The sequence below is a fragment of the Novosphingobium tardum genome (assembly GCF_042652045.1).
GTDB lineage: Bacteria > Pseudomonadota > Alphaproteobacteria > Sphingomonadales > Sphingomonadaceae > Novosphingobium > Novosphingobium tardum.
In genome coordinates, this window is sequence record NZ_JBHSDR010000006.1 from 645,301 (window position 1) to 661,073 (window position 15,773).

The 15,773-nt window shown below is 64.0% G+C and carries 16 protein-coding genes; 6 read left to right on the forward strand and 10 right to left on the reverse strand.

Annotated features, from left to right (window positions below; translation table 11 throughout):
- Positions 1-47: 47 nt before the first annotated feature.
- The 4 genes from ACFO0A_RS11040 to ACFO0A_RS11055 form a co-directional block, all read right to left on the reverse strand.
- Positions 48-1,136, reverse strand: coding sequence for an acyl-CoA dehydrogenase family protein (locus ACFO0A_RS11040; RefSeq protein ID WP_379539058.1), 1,089 nt, complete (start codon positions 1,134-1,136; stop codon positions 48-50).
- Positions 1,133-2,368 carry a cytochrome P450 gene (locus tag ACFO0A_RS11045; protein ID WP_379539059.1) on the reverse strand — a complete coding sequence of 412 codons (1,236 nt, stop codon included), beginning with the start codon at positions 2,366-2,368 and terminating at the stop codon, positions 1,133-1,135. The genes ACFO0A_RS11040 and ACFO0A_RS11045 overlap by 4 nt, the downstream gene beginning before the upstream one ends.
- 97 nt (positions 2,369-2,465) lie before the next feature.
- Positions 2,466-4,592 (reverse strand): molybdopterin-containing oxidoreductase family protein, encoded by a 2,127-nt coding sequence (locus tag ACFO0A_RS11050; RefSeq protein WP_379539060.1) that lies wholly within the window; start codon positions 4,590-4,592, stop codon positions 2,466-2,468.
- A 78-nt stretch (positions 4,593-4,670) separates the two neighbouring features.
- Complete coding sequence (locus ACFO0A_RS11055) at positions 4,671-5,450, reverse strand: SDR family NAD(P)-dependent oxidoreductase (RefSeq protein ID WP_379539061.1); 780 nt, start codon at positions 5,448-5,450, stop codon at positions 4,671-4,673.
- A gap of 90 nt (positions 5,451-5,540) precedes the next feature.
- On the opposite strand from ACFO0A_RS11055, the gene ACFO0A_RS11060 reads away from it, so the two are divergent.
- Positions 5,541-7,181 carry an FAD-dependent oxidoreductase gene (locus tag ACFO0A_RS11060; RefSeq protein WP_379539062.1) on the forward strand — a complete coding sequence of 547 codons (1,641 nt, stop codon included), beginning with the start codon at positions 5,541-5,543 and terminating at the stop codon, positions 7,179-7,181.
- Between the two features lie 7 nt (positions 7,182-7,188).
- On the opposite strand, the gene ACFO0A_RS11065 is transcribed toward ACFO0A_RS11060, so the two are convergent.
- On the reverse strand, positions 7,189-8,502 hold the full coding sequence (locus ACFO0A_RS11065; RefSeq protein WP_379539063.1) for a cytochrome P450: 1,314 nt from the start codon (positions 8,500-8,502) through the stop codon (positions 7,189-7,191).
- Positions 8,472-9,014, reverse strand: a complete 543-nt coding sequence (locus tag ACFO0A_RS11070) for a carboxymuconolactone decarboxylase family protein (protein ID WP_379539064.1) — start codon at positions 9,012-9,014, stop codon at positions 8,472-8,474. The genes ACFO0A_RS11065 and ACFO0A_RS11070 overlap by 31 nt, the downstream gene beginning before the upstream one ends.
- A gap of 151 nt (positions 9,015-9,165) precedes the next feature.
- Between ACFO0A_RS11070 and ACFO0A_RS11075 the strand changes: the two genes are divergently transcribed.
- Genes ACFO0A_RS11075 through ACFO0A_RS11085 form a run of 3 tightly spaced genes read left to right on the forward strand, consistent with a single transcriptional unit; the run spans position 9,166 to position 11,410 of the window.
- The gene (locus ACFO0A_RS11075) at positions 9,166-10,497 is read left to right on the forward strand and encodes a cytochrome P450 (protein WP_379539065.1); all 1,332 of its coding nucleotides are present in this window, start codon (positions 9,166-9,168) and stop codon (positions 10,495-10,497) included.
- Entirely contained in the window at positions 10,494-10,895 is a 402-nt protein-coding gene (locus ACFO0A_RS11080) for a putative quinol monooxygenase (protein WP_379539066.1), read from the forward strand. Before ACFO0A_RS11075 ends, ACFO0A_RS11080 begins: the two co-directional genes overlap by 4 nt.
- Positions 10,892-11,410, forward strand: coding sequence for a nuclear transport factor 2 family protein (locus tag ACFO0A_RS11085; protein ID WP_379539067.1), 519 nt, complete (start codon positions 10,892-10,894; stop codon positions 11,408-11,410). The genes ACFO0A_RS11080 and ACFO0A_RS11085 overlap by 4 nt, the downstream gene beginning before the upstream one ends.
- A 4-nt stretch (positions 11,411-11,414) precedes the next feature.
- Here the strand turns inward: ACFO0A_RS11085 and ACFO0A_RS11090 are convergent, their stop codons facing one another.
- Positions 11,415-11,780: a nuclear transport factor 2 family protein gene (locus ACFO0A_RS11090; protein ID WP_379539068.1), complete on the reverse strand. Its 366-nt coding sequence runs from the start codon at positions 11,778-11,780 to the stop codon at positions 11,415-11,417.
- An 11-nt stretch (positions 11,781-11,791) separates the two neighbouring features.
- Positions 11,792-12,319, reverse strand: coding sequence for a VOC family protein (locus ACFO0A_RS11095; protein WP_379539069.1), 528 nt, complete (start codon positions 12,317-12,319; stop codon positions 11,792-11,794).
- Positions 12,320-12,406: 87 nt separating this feature from the next.
- Between ACFO0A_RS11095 and ACFO0A_RS11100 the strand changes: the two genes are divergently transcribed.
- Positions 12,407-12,820, forward strand: a complete 414-nt coding sequence (locus ACFO0A_RS11100) for a PaaI family thioesterase (RefSeq protein WP_379539070.1) — start codon at positions 12,407-12,409, stop codon at positions 12,818-12,820.
- Here ACFO0A_RS11100 and ACFO0A_RS11105 read toward each other — a convergent pair.
- Positions 12,817-13,350, reverse strand: coding sequence for a nuclear transport factor 2 family protein (locus ACFO0A_RS11105; RefSeq protein WP_379539071.1), 534 nt, complete (start codon positions 13,348-13,350; stop codon positions 12,817-12,819). The two genes, ACFO0A_RS11100 and ACFO0A_RS11105, sit on opposite strands and share 4 nt — an antisense overlap.
- A gap of 156 nt (positions 13,351-13,506) precedes the next feature.
- Here ACFO0A_RS11105 and ACFO0A_RS11110 point away from each other — a divergent pair, with 156 nt between their 5' ends.
- Positions 13,507-14,454 (forward strand): SDR family oxidoreductase, encoded by a 948-nt coding sequence (locus ACFO0A_RS11110; RefSeq protein ID WP_379539072.1) that lies wholly within the window; start codon positions 13,507-13,509, stop codon positions 14,452-14,454.
- A gap of 25 nt (positions 14,455-14,479) precedes the next feature.
- Here the strand turns inward: ACFO0A_RS11110 and ACFO0A_RS11115 are convergent, their stop codons facing one another.
- On the reverse strand, positions 14,480-15,706 hold the full coding sequence (locus ACFO0A_RS11115) for an aromatic ring-hydroxylating oxygenase subunit alpha (protein WP_379539073.1): 1,227 nt from the start codon (positions 15,704-15,706) through the stop codon (positions 14,480-14,482).
- Positions 15,707-15,773 lie beyond the last annotated feature (67 nt).

Consider the following 15,773-nt stretch of genomic DNA (forward strand, 5'->3'; position numbering starts at 1 on the left):
CAAAAAATCCTCATTTCGTTGTGCGGTCGCTCCCGCCTTCGGTCGGGTCACGCCGCAACCGCGTATTCGGCAAGCGCAGTTTCCTCGTCGCCGAACAGCTTTGCCAGCATCAGCACGCGCTTCATGGCGTGACCGATGGCCAGTTCGTCGGTCACCCCCATGCCGCCGTGCATCTGAACCGCCTCGCGCGCGATCAGGTCGGCTTGCGTTGCCACGAAGGCCTTGGCGCCCGCCGCAGCGCGGATCCGACCGTTCGTGCCAGGCTCGTCGACCAGCGCAGCGCGCAGCACGATGGAGCGGCTCTGTTCAAGCGCAGCGTAGCAATCGACAAGCCGATGCTGCAGCGCCTGGAAACTGCCGATGGGCACGCCGAACTGCTCGCGCTGCTTCACATAGGCGAGCGTGTCGTCGAACAGGCGCTGAGCAAGGCCCAGCATCTCGGCTGCGGCAAGCAGGCGCACGAGCGCTATCGCCTCGGCGATCTGTCCCGAATCGAGTTCGAGACGATCTTCTGGCGTGACGGCCACGTGGGTCAGCCGCAGTTCGCAGGCCAGGCTGCCATCGGCGATGCGGTAGGGTCTGGCGGCCAGTCCCGAAGCATCGGCCGGGACGAGGAAATACGCTGCCTGCCCCTCGAGCACGGCGGACACGATGAAAGTATCTGCCTGCGCACCGCCCAGCACGAAGGTCTTTTCTCCGTTCAGGGCGTAGCCCCCGTTTGCGCTGCGCGCGGTGACCGACTTCGGAACGAGGTTGTAGCGCTGGCCGCGTTCGGCAAAGGCAAAGGCAAAGAACCGCTCGCCGGTCATCGCCGTGGCAAGGTCCGCGGGCCGCCCTGCGGCGGCCAGCAGTGCTACCGGCAGGATCCCGTTTTCAATCCACGGATCGGGCGCATTGGCCTTTCCCAATGCCTCGGCAACGACCACCAGGTCGACCGGGGAACCGCCCATGCCGCCAGCGTCCTCGCTCGCCGCGAGCGCTAGGAGGCCGAGTTCGGCAAGCTGCGTCCAACGTTCGCGCGAATAGCCACCCGGCTCTGTACGCAATCGGCGCCGCGCGGCGCCGTCCATTGACGCGGTGAATCGTTCCACGCTCGAACGAAAGAGTTCCTGTTCCTCGGAAAGATCGAAATTCACGATGCTCGCTCGAATGCGATTGGCAGGCTCGCCACCCCGCGCAGCAGCACATTGGGGAAGACCGTCACTTTGCTCTCGTCTGTAACGCGGAAGTTGGTGAGACGTTCGAGCAGCTCGTCGAAGGCGACGAACATTTCCTTGCGGCTCAGCATGTTGCCAACACACATGTGAGGCCCCTTGCCGAAAGCGAGATGCGTGCGGGCATTCTGGCGAGTGATGTCGAACCGGTCGGGATCGGGAAACTTCGCGGGATCGCGATTTGCGGCGGCATACCGCAACTGGAGCATCGAACCCTTTTTCAGCGGAACCCCGCCCAGTTCGGTATCGGTCGTCACGACCCGCCACATCCCCGCGGTTGGGGTTTCATAGCGCAAAGCTTCCTCGACCAGGTTCTGAACGAGCTTGGGATCGCGACCGCCCGCAGCCGCCTTGGCCAATGCCATCTGGTCGGGATTGCGGATAAGCTGAAGCAGGCCGCCTGCCAGGGTTGAAGTCGTCGTCTCGTTCCCGGCGACCATAAATTGCTGCATGATCGACATGATCTCGGGATCGGTGAGCGGAGTCTCGCCCTCGACCCGCGCTTCGACGAGATCGGTAAGCAGGTCGTCGCCGCCCTTCTCTCGCCGTTCGTCGATCTTGGCCTTCAGGTACTTCTGGAATTCCACGAACTGATGCGCGCATTCCAGCTCGCGCTCGCGGCCAACCATCTGGCTGAAACGATCAACCGCCGCGTCGGACCATTCCTTGACCTGCGCCGGATCGTTATCGAGCCCAATCTGCTGCGCGATCATCGCGACTGGCAGCGGGACGGCGAATTCGTTCACGAACTCGCATTCGCCGCGATCGGCAAAGCTTTCTATCAGCTCGATCGACTTGGCCCGCATGTCCTGTTCGATCGCGTTCACGCGGGGCGCGGAGAACGCCAGGTTGACCAGCTTGCGATTGCGCGTGTGGACCGGCGCGTCGGCGGTCAGCAATGTCGGGGGGTTTTCCCAGCCCTCCTTGAGGATCGCCTCGATCTCGGGATCGGCGGCCCCCATCAGCGAACCGAAATCGTTGGAGAATTCGGCGACACGCCCTGTTGCTTCGGCGCACAGGTCGTAGCTGTAGACGACATGCGCGTTCATCGCGGGAACATGCTCGATCGCCGTGCCCGCGTCGAAGGCCGCCCGATAGTGATCGAACGGATCGATCAGCGTCTGGGGTGAGAAGAGGCTGGTATGCTCGTTCATGCCGTTTCGCCTGCTGAAAGTGGCCCTATATTCGCCTTAGTCGCTCCCGCTTCCGAGGCGCGATGCGTGAATCTGCTAGGCTTCGTTACGCAGCCTCTCAGGCTGCGGCGATGCGCACCGGGATCGCGCTTTGCAGCGCCTGACCGGTGATCGGATCGAAGTCCACCTCGTCGCTGGTCAAGCGGTTGGTCGATCCTCCCAGCTCGCGCACGTTGTGTTTGCCAGCCTCGCTGTCGCCATAGGCATGCGCCATTGAGACCAGGCCACGGCGAACCTTGTCGCTCGCCTTGGCGACCCCGTGGATCGTGGCATGGGCCGAGGTGATCTCGACGATCGATCCGTCCGCGATGCCAAGATCGGCAAGATCGGCGGGATGGATGTACGCCGGGTTCGTGGTCGTCTTGGCCCGCAATTTTGCCAGCGGATGCCCGATGGAATTGAACCGCGTCTTGGACCGCCGCGAAATCAGGCGGTAATCGAAACCGGCACCACGCGCCTCGTCGCGGCCATAGCGTTCCAACTGCTCGGGCATTGCTCCCGCCGCCAGATCGAAACCATAGGATTCCGATGGGTCGGCCGGCTCGACGACCGGATGCAGGTCGTCGTAGATCACCGCCTCGCCCTCGTGCGTGTCGCGCCGCACTTGGCTGGGCGGGACAAGGCATCCCGCAGTCATGAGGTCGAGAAAGGTCTGCTTGTCAGGGCAAGCGTCCATCGGCAGCGGGCCTCCGGCCAGTTGCAGCTGAAGGCCGAGGTGCTTGGCGATGTGCCAGATCATCTCGTACTCATCGAGCACATCGCCCGGCGCGGCGGCCACCGCCTCGACATAGCGGGCATAAGGACGTTCGTGCCACCATTCGGATAGGTTCGTGATGTCTTCGCGCTCGAGGCATTGCTTGGGGGCCAGCACCACATCGGCGCGCTTGGCGCTCGCCGACATCCACGGATCCACCTGGACGAAGAGCTCCAGGTCGTCGAGCGCACGGCGCATCTTGAGCTGGTTGGGAAATCCGACTTCGGGGTTGCCCCCGACCGAGATCAGCGCGCGTACCTGCCCTTCGCCGGGGGTGAGGATCTCGTCGGCAAGGACGTTGCACGGCATCTCGAAGCCAAGCTGGCCGAGCCCGCGAAAACGCGACCTCGCCATCCCTTCGGCACCGAACATCGGCACCGGCGGCGCGACCTGGGCGCGGCGGGGCGCCTGCGCGGTGAACACGCCGGGGATCGCGGTCTTCTCTCCCTCCTGCTTGAAGCGCGCGCACAGCACGTTGAGGCACGTGACGAGATATTCGGTAAGCGTACCGTTTCCGGCCATCTCGGGCCCAGTGCCGGTGACGGCGCAACCCCGCTCGGCCCCGGCGAACATCCGCGCGGCCGCGCGCAATGCGTCCGGCTCAACCCCCGCCCGCGCCGCCGCTAATTCAGGAGTGAAAGGCGCGACCGCCTTTTCCAGCTCGGCAACGCCGTCGACATGGGCGGCGACGAAATTGCGGTCGTAAAGTCCCTCGGCGAAGATGACATTGAGCATGCCCGCCAGCAACGCGGGATCTTCGCCCGGCTTCACCGGCAGGTAGATGTCGGCGAGCGCGCCGACGTCGCTTTCGCGCGGATCCGCGACGATCAGCTTGAGCCCTGCCTTCTGCCGATCGCGGATCCTGCGCGAAGGCGAAAATGGCGGGACACCGCCGGGCGGCGAGTAGTGCGAAACCATCGGGTTGTTGCCGATCAGGAATGCGACATCGGCCTCCTCGAAGGTGTTCGAGCCGCCCATCCATTTGCCGTAGCGCTGGGTCGTGAAGACCTTCGCCGGCTGGTCGAGCGTCACCGAGGTATAGAAGTTGCGCGTGCCGATCGCCTGCGCGAGGCTGTACGAGGCCGCCCAGGCGGCGCTGTTCTGGTATCCGCCCGAGCCGATGAACACCGCGACCGAATGCGGGCCGTGCTTGACGATGATCCTGCGCAGCTCGTCGGCAACGTGCGTCAGCGCCGCGTCCATCGCGGTCTCGATGAAATCTCCGTCGCGGCGAACGAGACTGCGCACGAGGCGATGCGGCGCGTTGTGACTGTCGGGAAGTTCGCGCCCCTTGAGGCAGGTGTAGCCGCCATAGACCGGATCGTCAGGGTCGCCGCGCACCGCGATTACCTTGCCGTCCTCGACATCGGCAAGCATCGCGCAGTTAGCGTGGCAGAAGCGGCAGAACGTGCGGCGTGTTTCGACGGCCATTATTCTCTCTCCCGCTTCGAGTATGCTCCTGCCCGGTCCCGGATGGTCCGCTTCTTTTTGCTAGCGCCGCGACCTTAGCTAGTATTGCGCGGTCCCACCATCGACACTGATGGTCGCGCCCGTGATCCCCGCGCCAAGCGGCGATGCCAGCAGCAGCGCGACCGCCGCCACTTCCTCGACCGTGTTCGGGCGCTTGATGGCCGATTCCTCGGCGAACAAGGCGACCATTTCCTCGAACTCCATTCCCATTGCCTTGGCCGTTTCCGGGCCCTGGTTACGAATGATGTCCGTGATCACGAGCCCGGGACAGATCGCGTTCACGGTAATTCCCTGCGTCCCAACTTCACGCGCCAGCGACTTGGTAAGCCCGTTCACCGCGTGCTTGGCCGCGGTGTATGCCGTCAGGACCGGCTTGCCGTGCTTGCCCTCGACCGACGAGATGTTGATGATCCGCCCGGACTTGGCGGGAAGCATCGTCTGCAGCGCGCGGCGGCAGGCCCAGAACGTGGCGTAGACGTTCCATTTCATCGCCTCGTCGAAGGTTGCGTCGGAAAGCTGCGCCAGCGGCTGAAGGTCGCTCGCGCCCCCGGCATTGTTCACCAGTATGTCGAGACGGCCGAAGTGCTTGGCCGCCTGGTCGACGAAGTTCTCAATGTCGCCCTGGACCGTCGCGTCGCCGGCAATGTGGATGGCGCGATCGCCCGCGCCGATCTCGGCCAATGCGGCCCGCGCCTTGTCCGCGTTGCGCGCCATCAGCGCGACCGATGCGCCCTCGGCAAGGAAGGCCTCAGCGATCCCGCGCCCAATCCCGGCGGTTCCCCCAGTGATCGCCGCAACCTGCCCTTGCAGTTTCATCATCGTTCTCCCGTGCACTGATAGCGGACCCTACGCGCTCGCGCCGCGCCGCGCACCTCGCCAAAAAGAAGGGTTGCCCCGTTTCGCGATGTGGTGCCCAACAGGGCGATGATCGAGGAATGCGACGTCATCGTCCTGGGCAGCGGCGCCGCCGGCATGACCGCTGCACTCGCGGCCCATGAAAGCGGCGCGCAAGTACGGCTGATCGAGCGGTTCGACCGGATCGGCGGCACCGCAGCGGTTTCGGGAGGAGTAATCTGGACGGCAGACAATCCGCGCCAGCGCGCCGCGGGACTTTCCGACAGCCGGGAAGAGGCGCTGGCCTATTTCCGTTCCCTCGACCACGGCGATTTGCGCGACGAGACGCTCGAAGCCTTTGTCGATGCTGCGCCGCAAGCCGTGGCGTTCCTCGAGGAAATTGACGCGCTGCGCGTGTCGCTGCTCGCAGGTTATCCGGATTACTACCTCGACCGGCCGGGAGCCAAGCCCATGGGAGGGCGCGCGCTCGACCATGACCTGTTCGCGCTCGGCGAACTGGGCGATTGGGCATCGCGCATTTACGCAATCGAAGAGCCTAAGCCTATGATGCTGCGCGAAACCGCGCTTGGCGGTGGCAGCGGGATCGTCCCGCCCACCGAACTGCAACGCAGGATCGCCGCGAACGAACGAGGCTTTGGCCAGGCGATGGTGGGCCGATTGCTAAAGGCCTGCCTCGCGCGGGGGATCGAGCCCATGCTCGAGACACGAACGGACCGCCTGACGATCGAACGCGGGCGCATCGTCGGGATAGAGGGAGAACGCGGCGGCGAGCCCTTTGCGCTGCGCGCGCGCAAAGGCGTGATCATCGCCACGGGCGGGTTCGAATGGGATGAACGGTTGCGCCGCACTTTCCTGCGCGGGCCCGCCGATACGCCTGCTTCACCGCCAACCGCGCGCGGCGAGGGCCTGGGGCTGGCGCTTGCTGCTGGCGCGAGCCTCGGCAACATGACCAGCGCGTGGTGGGCGCCGACGCTGGCGCCACCCGGCGAACAGTGGCCCGGCGGCGAGCAGCGCGCCGCCCCGGTACTGATCGAACGGACCGTGCCGCACTCGCTCATGGTAAACCGCTTCGGGCAGCGCTTCTGCAACGAGGCCGCCAACTATTCCGCATTGGCCGGCGCGTTCCACGCCTTCGACCCGCAGTCCTATTCCTATCGCAACAAGCCCGCGTGGCTCATCTTCGACGAGCAGTATCGCGAGCGCTATCCGCTGGGGACCGTGATGCCGGGCACGCCCCTGCCCGATTGGGTGGCGCGCGCTGAGACGATGGATGCCCTCGCCTCGCAAATCGGCGTGCCGGCCAAGGCGCTGGAAGAAACGGTGTCTCGATTCAACGACTTTGCGCGTGACGGATGCGATGCCGACTTTGCCCGCGGGACCAGCGCCTACGATCATTTCTATGGCGATCGCTCGCGACAGGGCACTCATGTCACCCTGGGCCCCGTCGATCGCGCGCCGTATTACGCGGTCGAAATCCGCATGGGCATGCTGGGCACTAACGGCGGGCCGCAGACAGACGGAGCCGGGCGGATTCTCGATCATGCAGACCGGCCAATCCCGGGCTTGTACGGCGCGGGCAACGCCATAGCCTGCCCCACGGGGGGCATATACGCCGGAGCCGGCGGGACGCTGGGGCCGGCGATTGCATTCGGGTATCTCGCAGGGCGCGCCGCCGCAGGCGCGAACGCCAGCTAGACCGCCGCTAGCGCCGCTTCGGTTCGAACTCGATGTGCAGTGCCTTGAGGCTGCGCAGGAGAAAGTGGGGGTGGACGGCAAAGTCGTTCGCCCCTTCGGCGAACCACATATCCTCGAACCGGTCCACGACCGCGGTAAAACCCCAGGTCAGCTCGCGTCGTGCAAGCGGCGCGCCGAGACAGTGGTGGACCCCCGACCCGAACGCGAGATGGGCGCCGGCGCGCGGCCGCTCCAGATCCAGCTTCTCGGGACAACCGAACACCCGGTCGTCGCGGTTGGCGGCAGCGAACCGGACGTTGACGAGGGCGCCGTCGGGGATAGTCACTCCATCGATCTCGGTATCCTTCGCGCAAAAGCGCATCAGGCTCTGCACCGGAGATTCAAGCCGCACGACCTCCTCGACAAAGGTCTTCATGTAGCGCGCGGGATCGCTCTTGAGCTGGTGCCAGATATCCTTGTTCTCGATCAGCAGGCGCATACCCGCAGCCAGCGCGTTGGTGGTCGTCTCGCTGCCGCCCACGAAAGTGTCGGCCATCATCTCGGCATGGAGTTCCTCATCGACCAGAGTCCTGCCCCAGCCTTCAATAACAGTGTTCACGAGCACGCTGATCAGCGAGTCATCGGGGTTCGCGCGCAACCGCTCGAAGATGGGCTGGAAATAGTGCTGCGCCTCGATCTCGCGATCGACCATTTCCATCTCGCGCTCTTCGGGCAGCATCATGGAGATGCGGTGAAAGAACGCATCGGTCCACCGCTTGATCTGCCACATGTCCTCGCGCCTGGCGCCCATCTGCTCGCCGATGATGAACAGCGGCAGCGGCACGGCAAACTGGCTGATCCATTCGCACTTTCCGTCGGCGATGAACCCGTCGATCAGTTCATAGGCCAGATGCTCGACAAGAGGGTCGATTTCCTTGATCCGGCTGGGCTTGAACGCCTCGTTGAACATGGCGCGCAACTGGCGATGATTGGGATCGTCGCGCCCGGAAAGAGTTGGGCGTGGCACCCACCCCTTTGCGGCAAACCGCTCCGCGACCCGCTTTTGCCGTTCCTGGTTGTTCGTGGCCATCCGGTAGGCCGTGCCCGAGGAGCCGCTTGGAAACGTCTCGGGGTCCATCAGTACGCGGCGCACGTCGTCGTAGCGGGTTACGACATAGATATCGGTTCCGGGCTGGCGATAGACAGGCGCCTCGTCGCGCAGCAGCTTGTAGGCCGCGTAGGGGCATTGCTGCACCTCGGGATCGAACAGGTCGACCCGGACCTCGCTGGGTGCCTGCGGCTCGCCCGGCATCAGCGAACCTGGATCCGTTCCTCGCCCCATGGCGCGATCGGCGCATCGCCGCGAAACGCCTCGGGCAGTTCCTCGACCATGTGGAACGTCGCAGCAAGGCGGCCGAAACCCACGAAGAACGCGCAGGTCATGCCAAGCTCGACGATCTCTTCCTCGCTGAAATGGCGGCGCAGGTCGGCAAAGGTCGCATCGTCGATCGACAGGTGATCGGTCGCCATCAGCTCGCCGAAGCGGATCGCCGCCTTTTCCGCATCGGTCAGGTTCTCGGCCTCCTGCGGCCGCTCGAGCGAGCAGACGAGGTCTTCGTTCAACCCGTCGGCCACGGCGTCGGAATAGCGGATCGCCATGCAACTACGGCACTGATTGAAGAACGCGATCCGCAGACGGACAAGCTCCACCAGGCGTTCGGACAGGCGCCGATTGGCCTTCAGCGCGCGGCCGAACTGCATCAGTCCCAATGCCTGTTCGGGGCAATGCGCGAAGAAACGGGTCAGGCCCTGTTCGAGGTCTGTCAGCGCCTCGGGCTGGACCGCCTGCCGCAACCGGGGATCCCATTCTTCGGGGGCTAGCTTGGAGATCCTGTTCAGCTGATCCTCCTTAAATTGCGCGTGGCGACCCGGCGACGCTCGGTCCAAATTCCATCCTGCACAATTGGCGCTTTCGATAGACGCCAGGCAAGCGGGCGGAGACGGAATGGAACGGCACGTAAACCACGACCTGAGCCCGATGGACTGCCCCCACGCCTTGGCCGATGTCGACCTGTTCGGTCCGGGAGCAGCCGAACACTGGTACGAAGCCTACGACATCCTCCACGCCGAGGCACCCGTCCTGCGGCTTCCCGGGGAAGGCATGACGCCTGATCGCGATGCGTTCATCCTTACGAAGTATGCCGACATTTCGCGGGTCGTACGCGATTGGGAGAGATTCCCGCCCACCCTTTCGCTGCTCGTCGCCCAGATCGAGCAGTCGGGATCGCTGTCGCGGGAAATGCCTGATATCGACGCCATGGTGCAGTCGATCGTATCGCTGCGCCCTACGCCCGAACTGTGGCGCGCCCATCGCCAGGAACTGACCGACCCCTGGGTGGGCCCCGGCGCGCGCCGCCACGAAAAAATGATCACTGGCCACGTCGATGACCTGATCGATGCGTTCGCAGACAGCGCCGAAGTCGATTTCGTCGCGGCCTTCGCTCGCCCGCTTCCCCAGCGCACGATGGCTTCTGTGCTGGGCTTTCCGCAGGAGGACATTCCCCAACTCGAAATCTGGGGCAACGCGCAGGTCCTGTCCTACGTCCACGGCTGCGGCCACAACAACATCATTACGCCCGAGCAAACGCGCGAGAAGTTTCGTCTGCTCGCCGGCTTCTCGGACTATGTCCGCGACCAGGTGAAACGCAAACGCGCCGCGCCTCAGGATGACATGATCAGCTTCCTGACGCAGGTCCATTACCAGGCGCTCGACCGCAAGCTGAGCGACGCGGAGATCAACGGCATCGTCTATGCGATGGTCATCGGCGGGCTTGAAACGACGCAGTACGCGCTTTGCGAGCAGGCCCAATTAATCTGCGAACAGGATGGCCTCTTCGCCACGCTGCGCGAGGATCGCGGCCTGGTGCGGACCTTTATCGAGGAAGCGATGCGCCTGCGCTCCCCCACGCAGGGATTATCGACGCGGGTCACGTCGCGTGACGAAGTGCTCCAGGGCGTGGCCGTGCCGGCGGGATCGACCCTTCATCTGCGCTGGGCCGCAGCCAACATCGATCCCGACGAGTTCGACGATCCGCTCGCCCTCAAGCTCGACCGCCGCGCGGCGACACGTCACCTGGCGTTTTCCGCCGGGCCCAGGGTCTGCCCTGGCGCTGGCCTCTCGCGGCTGGAGCAGACAATCGCCTGGAACCGCCTGCTCGATCGGCTGGGCGGCATTGTCTACGCGCCCGGCAACACCTTCCTTCACCAGCCGGGGATCATGCTCGGTACGCTGGAACTGAGACTCTCCCTCAATTCGACCGCGGAGCCCGCCCGATGACCACCCTTCTCGCCCACATCAGGATCAAGCCCGGCAAGGAAGCCAAGTGGGAAGCGATCATGCAGGACATGGTGGCGCAGACTTTCGCCACCGAAGAAGGCGTGCGGCGCTACGAATACTGGAAGGGTCAGGAGCCCAACAGCTACTATTGCCTGCTGTCGTTCGCCGACAAGGCGGCATTCTACCATCACCAGATGTCGGATCATCACGAAGGCCATGACTTCGGCGACGTGCTTGAGGATATTCGCCTTGAGTATATCGACCCGGTGGCGGACGCTGGCGGAGGCCTGGCGCGAACGCTTGACCCGCCTCTGGCAGACGATGCGCCGCCCGAACAGCGCATCGCGCAGGAGCGCTTTCCGCTACAGATCGCGCCATGGTGGAGCGGGCGGAAGTGACCCGCGACCCTGAACTGCAGGCGCTGCTGGACGAGCGCGCCATTACTGCGGTCATTGCGCGCTATGCCCGCACGCTCGACTGGCTCGACGACGCAGGACAGGCCAGTTGCTATTGGCCCGACGCGGCGATCAACTATGGCTTCTTCAGCGGAACGGCTGCCGATTTCGTCCCGGTCGTGATGAACATCGAGCGTTCGACCGGCCGGCGCTGGCACATGCTGAGCGGCCTCCAGATCAAGCTGCACGGTGCGGATAGGGCGAGCAGCGAATGCTACGGCATCGCGACGGCAACACGCGAAGGCGCCGATGGCATCCATTCAGGAAATGTCTTCGGCGGGCGCTACCTCGACGAGTTCGAGAAAAGGGGCGATGAATGGCGCATCTCGCGGCGCGACTATATCCTCGACTGGTCGATGCCGCTGCCGCCCCAGCACATCGGCGGAGATGGACCCGCCGGTGCCTTGCCGATGCTCGATCTCAGCGCTTCGGGCCATCCGCGCTACCGACCGATGTAGCCCCTCAGCGCGCGGGCTGTTCGTGCTCGTCCGGGTCGGAGTAGTCGCGGTAATAGGTCAGTTTGCCGCCAGACACCTTGTATATCCCGCAGCCGCCGCGGCTCCCGGCGGGCGACACCATCGTCCAGCGCGACCACGCGGTGTGATCGTCGCCGCAAATCTCGTCGACCGTGAAATGGATCTTTCGCTCGGTCATGACCTTAACCATCGTCGACATGAAGGCCATGATCTCATCGCGGCCGCGATAAGTCCCCCAGACCATGTCTTCGACCACGGCGTCCTCGGCGAACAGATCCACCAGTTTGGTGTAGTCGCCGCTGTCCTGGGTTTTCCAAAAATTCTCGATTGCGTCGTGCGCCGCTCCCGGCATGTTCGTTCTCCTCAGCCCAGCGACCTTAAGGGATCACGCCCGTCCCAGGCTTCGGCCGCGGACGCGATGAATTCGTAAAAGCCTGTGAGCAGCGGCGCGGGTTCGTACAGCTCGAGCATGTGGCCGAACCGGTCCAGCGCATCGATGAAGGCGAAGGCCGTACCGCCCTGCGTTACCGAAAGCTGCGCAAGGGGCATCCCCTGCTCCTCGAACGCGGCGATGGAAGCGTCGAGGTCGAGAACGAAAAGCGCAGTATGATGAAGTCCCCCCACCGGTCCCTGCGGGAAGGCGTCGCGTAGCGCGCTCGGATCAGGATTATGCTGCGCGACGAATTCGACCATCACGCTTCCCCATTGGCCATAGGCCGAAGAGTGATCGAACGGACGCTCGACACCGCGATGTTGGGAACTCGCGAGCGCGACATGGTCTGCCACGAAGTAAGGCCCAGAGCCGAACGCGGCGACATGCGCCAACGCTGCGGCGCGAACGTCCGCGACGAAGAACGCGAGCTGGCGGACGGGAAGATGCGTTCCAAGCATGGCCCATCGGTTTACGCTGCGCCGCCCACCCGACCATTGGCACAATTCATAGCGCGACTGGCGCGCGCACCGCGCTAGGAATGCAGAATGACAGAAATTGCTGCACCGCCAGGGTTTAAGTCCGCTGGCTTTTCTCCCGGCTTCCTCGATCGGGGCGGTCCCTATTTCCTTGGCAAGGGCCTAGAGGGCACGATCGTCGGAATGCGGGTCGAGGAGGGTCATCTCAACTATCAGGACGTCGCACACGGAGGGGTGCTGACTACCCTCGCCGACGTCGCCCTGTCGTTTGTCCTGTTCGCCAGCGAAAAGCCCCCTCTGCCGGTCGCGACCGCCACGCTCACCGTCAATTTCCTGGGTGGAGCACGGCTCGGAGACTGGCTCGAGGCCGAAGCGCGGATCGACCGGATCGGCAAGCGTCTCGGCTACGCGAGTGGGACGATCCGCTGCGGCGACACCGTGGTCGCGACGATGTCGGGCGTGTTCAGCATTCTTCGGCGCTAGGCAGAGCGCCAGGCGGCGACGACCGGGGTCGAGGGATCGCGGTCGTCGTGATATCCGCACGCCCCTTCCGGCATTCCCGAAAGGTCGGCATCGCCGATGCTGCGATATTCTCGCCAGTCATAGAGACCCTGGCGGTGGGCGATCCGCCAGTCTCCGCTGCGCCTTTCGAACCTGTCGACATAGCGCCCGGCGATGACCGCCGTATAGGTCTCCCCCCGGTCGGGATAAACGCTCGGCAGGGGGTATCCGGCGGGAACGAGGTGTGTTGCCGTCATGTAGGTTTCGCAATGTGCGACATCGGCATTCTCGAACGCGATCAGCGTCTGACCAAGCTGGTGCTGCGTGGCGATGCATGGGTCGATGATCGCCTTTGCCTGCTCGACGAAGCTGGCCCAGTCCCCGCCGACGGGGCCAAACCCGAACGTCGCATCTGCGTGAAACAGGCGCGCCATCATGTCCCAGCGGCGCCGGTCGATCGCGTGAGCGTAAAGTCCGATGATCTCGCGGATGGTCTCGCGGTCTTCGAGCATTCCGGGCATCCTTCACCTCCATGGGTCATCGTGCGTTTGCGCGTGCTATCGTCCACGATTCAAAATAATAGGACGCGCTATCAATTTGGTCGGGTGCGCCCCTTTTCCCTGAGTCATAGTTTCGTTTCCAAACCAATTGAACGGAGAGGCTTGAATATGGCGCTTATCACTGTCGTCGGCGCTTCAGGGCGCCAGGGAATGGCACAAGTCCGGCAGGCTCTGGCCGCGGGCTATGACGTGCGCGCGCTTTCCCGCCATGAGGATCCGTTTGCCGGAGCGAAGATCGAAGGTTCCGACAAGGTCGAGGTTCGTCCCATCGATCTCTACGACACCGAAACCTACAAGAATGCGTTCGAGGGTTCGGACTACATTTTCTACACCCACCCGCTGCAGGCCCGCGCCGACCGCGCGGTGCTGGTCGGCCAGGTCGGCAAGGCCGGCGCCGAAGCCGGAGTGAAGCGGGTGGTCTGGAACACCTCGAGCTGGATTCCCGACAAGCCGGGCGATGCGTTCACTTATGCCGGCAACACCGCCGGGATCAACGCGCTCTGGCGCTCGGGCGCGCCGGGCACGGTGTTCGGCTCGGTCCTGTTCATGGACAACCTGCTGACGAACTGGGCGCGGCCTTTCATCGTCAACGAGGGACGCTACGTCTATCCGCACAACCCGCAGCTTGAGGCCAACTGGATTAGTCTCGACGACGTGGCCAAGTTCATGCTCGCCTCGATCGAGCGTCCGGACATGGAAGGCGCCTGGCTAAACATCGGCGGTCCCGAGCGGCTGAAGGGCAAGCAGGTCACGGAAATCCTGTCGAACACGTTCAAGAAGCCGATCAAATACGATCCCTGCACGCCGGCCGAATTCGGCAAGTACCTGGTCGAGGCGGCAGGTGACGACATGCCGGCCGAAATGCGCGCTGCCTTCGCCGATGGAATCCGCGACTTCTACGAATACAATAACACCGCGCCGACCAAGCCCTTCGAGGTCGAGATGGGCCACGTTTACGAGCGGTTCCCCGAACTGGAAGGCAAGCTCGAACCGATGCAGGACTGGGCGAACCGTCAGGACTGGGGCGAAAGCAACCACCGCCCCGCCTTCGGCTGACGGGGCGCCAAGCGGGCCGGGGCGGCTACTCCGCCGCCTCGGCCGCCTGCTGGTGGGAAAAGATGGTTTTGAGTTCAGCGTCGCTCGCCGAAACCAGACGCTCGGTCCAGCGGTGGAAGGCCTGGCCGCCGCCCTCGTTCCTGCCGAACAGGACATTTTCCATCAACCCCGACATCAGCGCATCGTGCTGGCGCTTGCCGGTAGCGTAATCCTCGCCCTCGACCACGGTCTTCAGAAAATCGAACTGCTGGTTGGCGCCGTCGATCGTCTCTTGGTCGGTCGGCTCGCGCTCCATCAGGTAATACTGCGTGGTCACGCTTTCGCCCACGGTGTCGCCCGGGAACAGCTGCGACAGCAACGCTCCGCGCGAACTGCCGCCATAAAAGCTGGCGATCGAGATGTGCGGATAGATCGTCCAGACGCCGGCAAGCAGCGCGTCGATCGGCCAGTCTTTCTCGGGCACGTCCTCGAGGTTCATCGATTCATTGGTGCCCAGCTTGTCGTGCTTTACCGTGGGGGTAGTCAGCCGCTGATGCGGCCCCCAGGCGAAGTAGTTGGCGCGGTTGAAGAAATCTGCGCCGAAGGTGTTCGCGTGGAGCACCGGCAGGTGGTAGAAATCGAGATAGCCGTCATAGGCCGTCTTCCAGTTGGGACCCTTGATCGTCCGCTTGGAGAACAAGTGCCAGTTGGCGAAGCCGAAATGCTCCAGCATCTCGTCGTAGCCGCAGAGGAAATCCTCGATGTCGAGGGTCGAGTTGGGATCGAGCGTCGCCCAGATCAGCCCTGCCCGCTCCAGCACCGGGAATTTCTTGAGGCAGTGGGTCGCCTTGTCGACCGGGCCGAAATCCTCGGCGGATGCGACACCGATCAGGCTGCCGTCGTTCTTGAACGTCCACCCGTGATAGCCGCAAACGAAGCGGCTCGCTTTCCCCTCGCCCAGCGCAACCGGATTTCCGCGATGCGTGCACATGTTGAGGAAAGCGCCGACCTTGCCCTCGCGGTCTCGGGTCAACAGCAGCGGCACGCCGGCCACCGTCATCGCCTTGTAGCTGCCCGCTTCGGGCAGTTCGCAGCTTGGCGCGACCATCAACGGCAGGCGGCTGAAGATCTGCTTCTTCTCGCGCTCGAACAATTCCGGATCGGTGTAGGACGATGCCGGTATCTCGACGATGGAGTCCGTCTGCTCGAGCGTTCCCGCTTTCGCATGCTCGATGAGCGAATGCGTCATCGCGATCAGTTGTTGCTTGGACATATCTTCTCCGCGGGGCTTGGAGTCTCTGTTTCCGAAAGTGTGCGCTCGATCGCCGGAAACGCAATTG

Bases quoted from the DNA above. Each gene is read 5' to 3' on its own strand.
- ACFO0A_RS11100 (WP_379539070.1), top strand. From the start codon at position 12,407: ATGACAGAAATTGCTGCACCGCCAGGGTTTAAGTCCGCTGGCTTTTCT.
- ACFO0A_RS11075 (WP_379539065.1), top strand. From the start codon at position 9,166: ATGGAACGGCACGTAAACCACGACCTGAGCCCGATGGACTGCCCCCAC.
- ACFO0A_RS11065 (WP_379539063.1), bottom strand. From the start codon at position 8,502: ATGGGGCGAGGAACGGATCCAGGTTCGCTGATGCCGGGCGAGCCGCAG.
- ACFO0A_RS11095 (WP_379539069.1), bottom strand. From the start codon at position 12,319: ATGCTTGGAACGCATCTTCCCGTCCGCCAGCTCGCGTTCTTCGTCGCG.
- ACFO0A_RS11110 (WP_379539072.1), top strand. From the start codon at position 13,507: ATGGCGCTTATCACTGTCGTCGGCGCTTCAGGGCGCCAGGGAATGGCA.
- ACFO0A_RS11090 (WP_379539068.1), bottom strand. From the start codon at position 11,780: ATGCCGGGAGCGGCGCACGACGCAATCGAGAATTTTTGGAAAACCCAG.
- ACFO0A_RS11080 (WP_379539066.1), top strand. From the start codon at position 10,494: ATGACCACCCTTCTCGCCCACATCAGGATCAAGCCCGGCAAGGAAGCC.
- ACFO0A_RS11105 (WP_379539071.1), bottom strand. From the start codon at position 13,350: ATGCTCGAAGACCGCGAGACCATCCGCGAGATCATCGGACTTTACGCT.
- ACFO0A_RS11115 (WP_379539073.1), bottom strand. From the start codon at position 15,706: ATGTCCAAGCAACAACTGATCGCGATGACGCATTCGCTCATCGAGCAT.
- ACFO0A_RS11050 (WP_379539060.1), bottom strand. From the start codon at position 4,592: ATGGCCGTCGAAACACGCCGCACGTTCTGCCGCTTCTGCCACGCTAAC.
- ACFO0A_RS11055 (WP_379539061.1), bottom strand. From the start codon at position 5,450: ATGATGAAACTGCAAGGGCAGGTTGCGGCGATCACTGGGGGAACCGCC.
- ACFO0A_RS11045 (WP_379539059.1), bottom strand. From the start codon at position 2,368: ATGAACGAGCATACCAGCCTCTTCTCACCCCAGACGCTGATCGATCCG.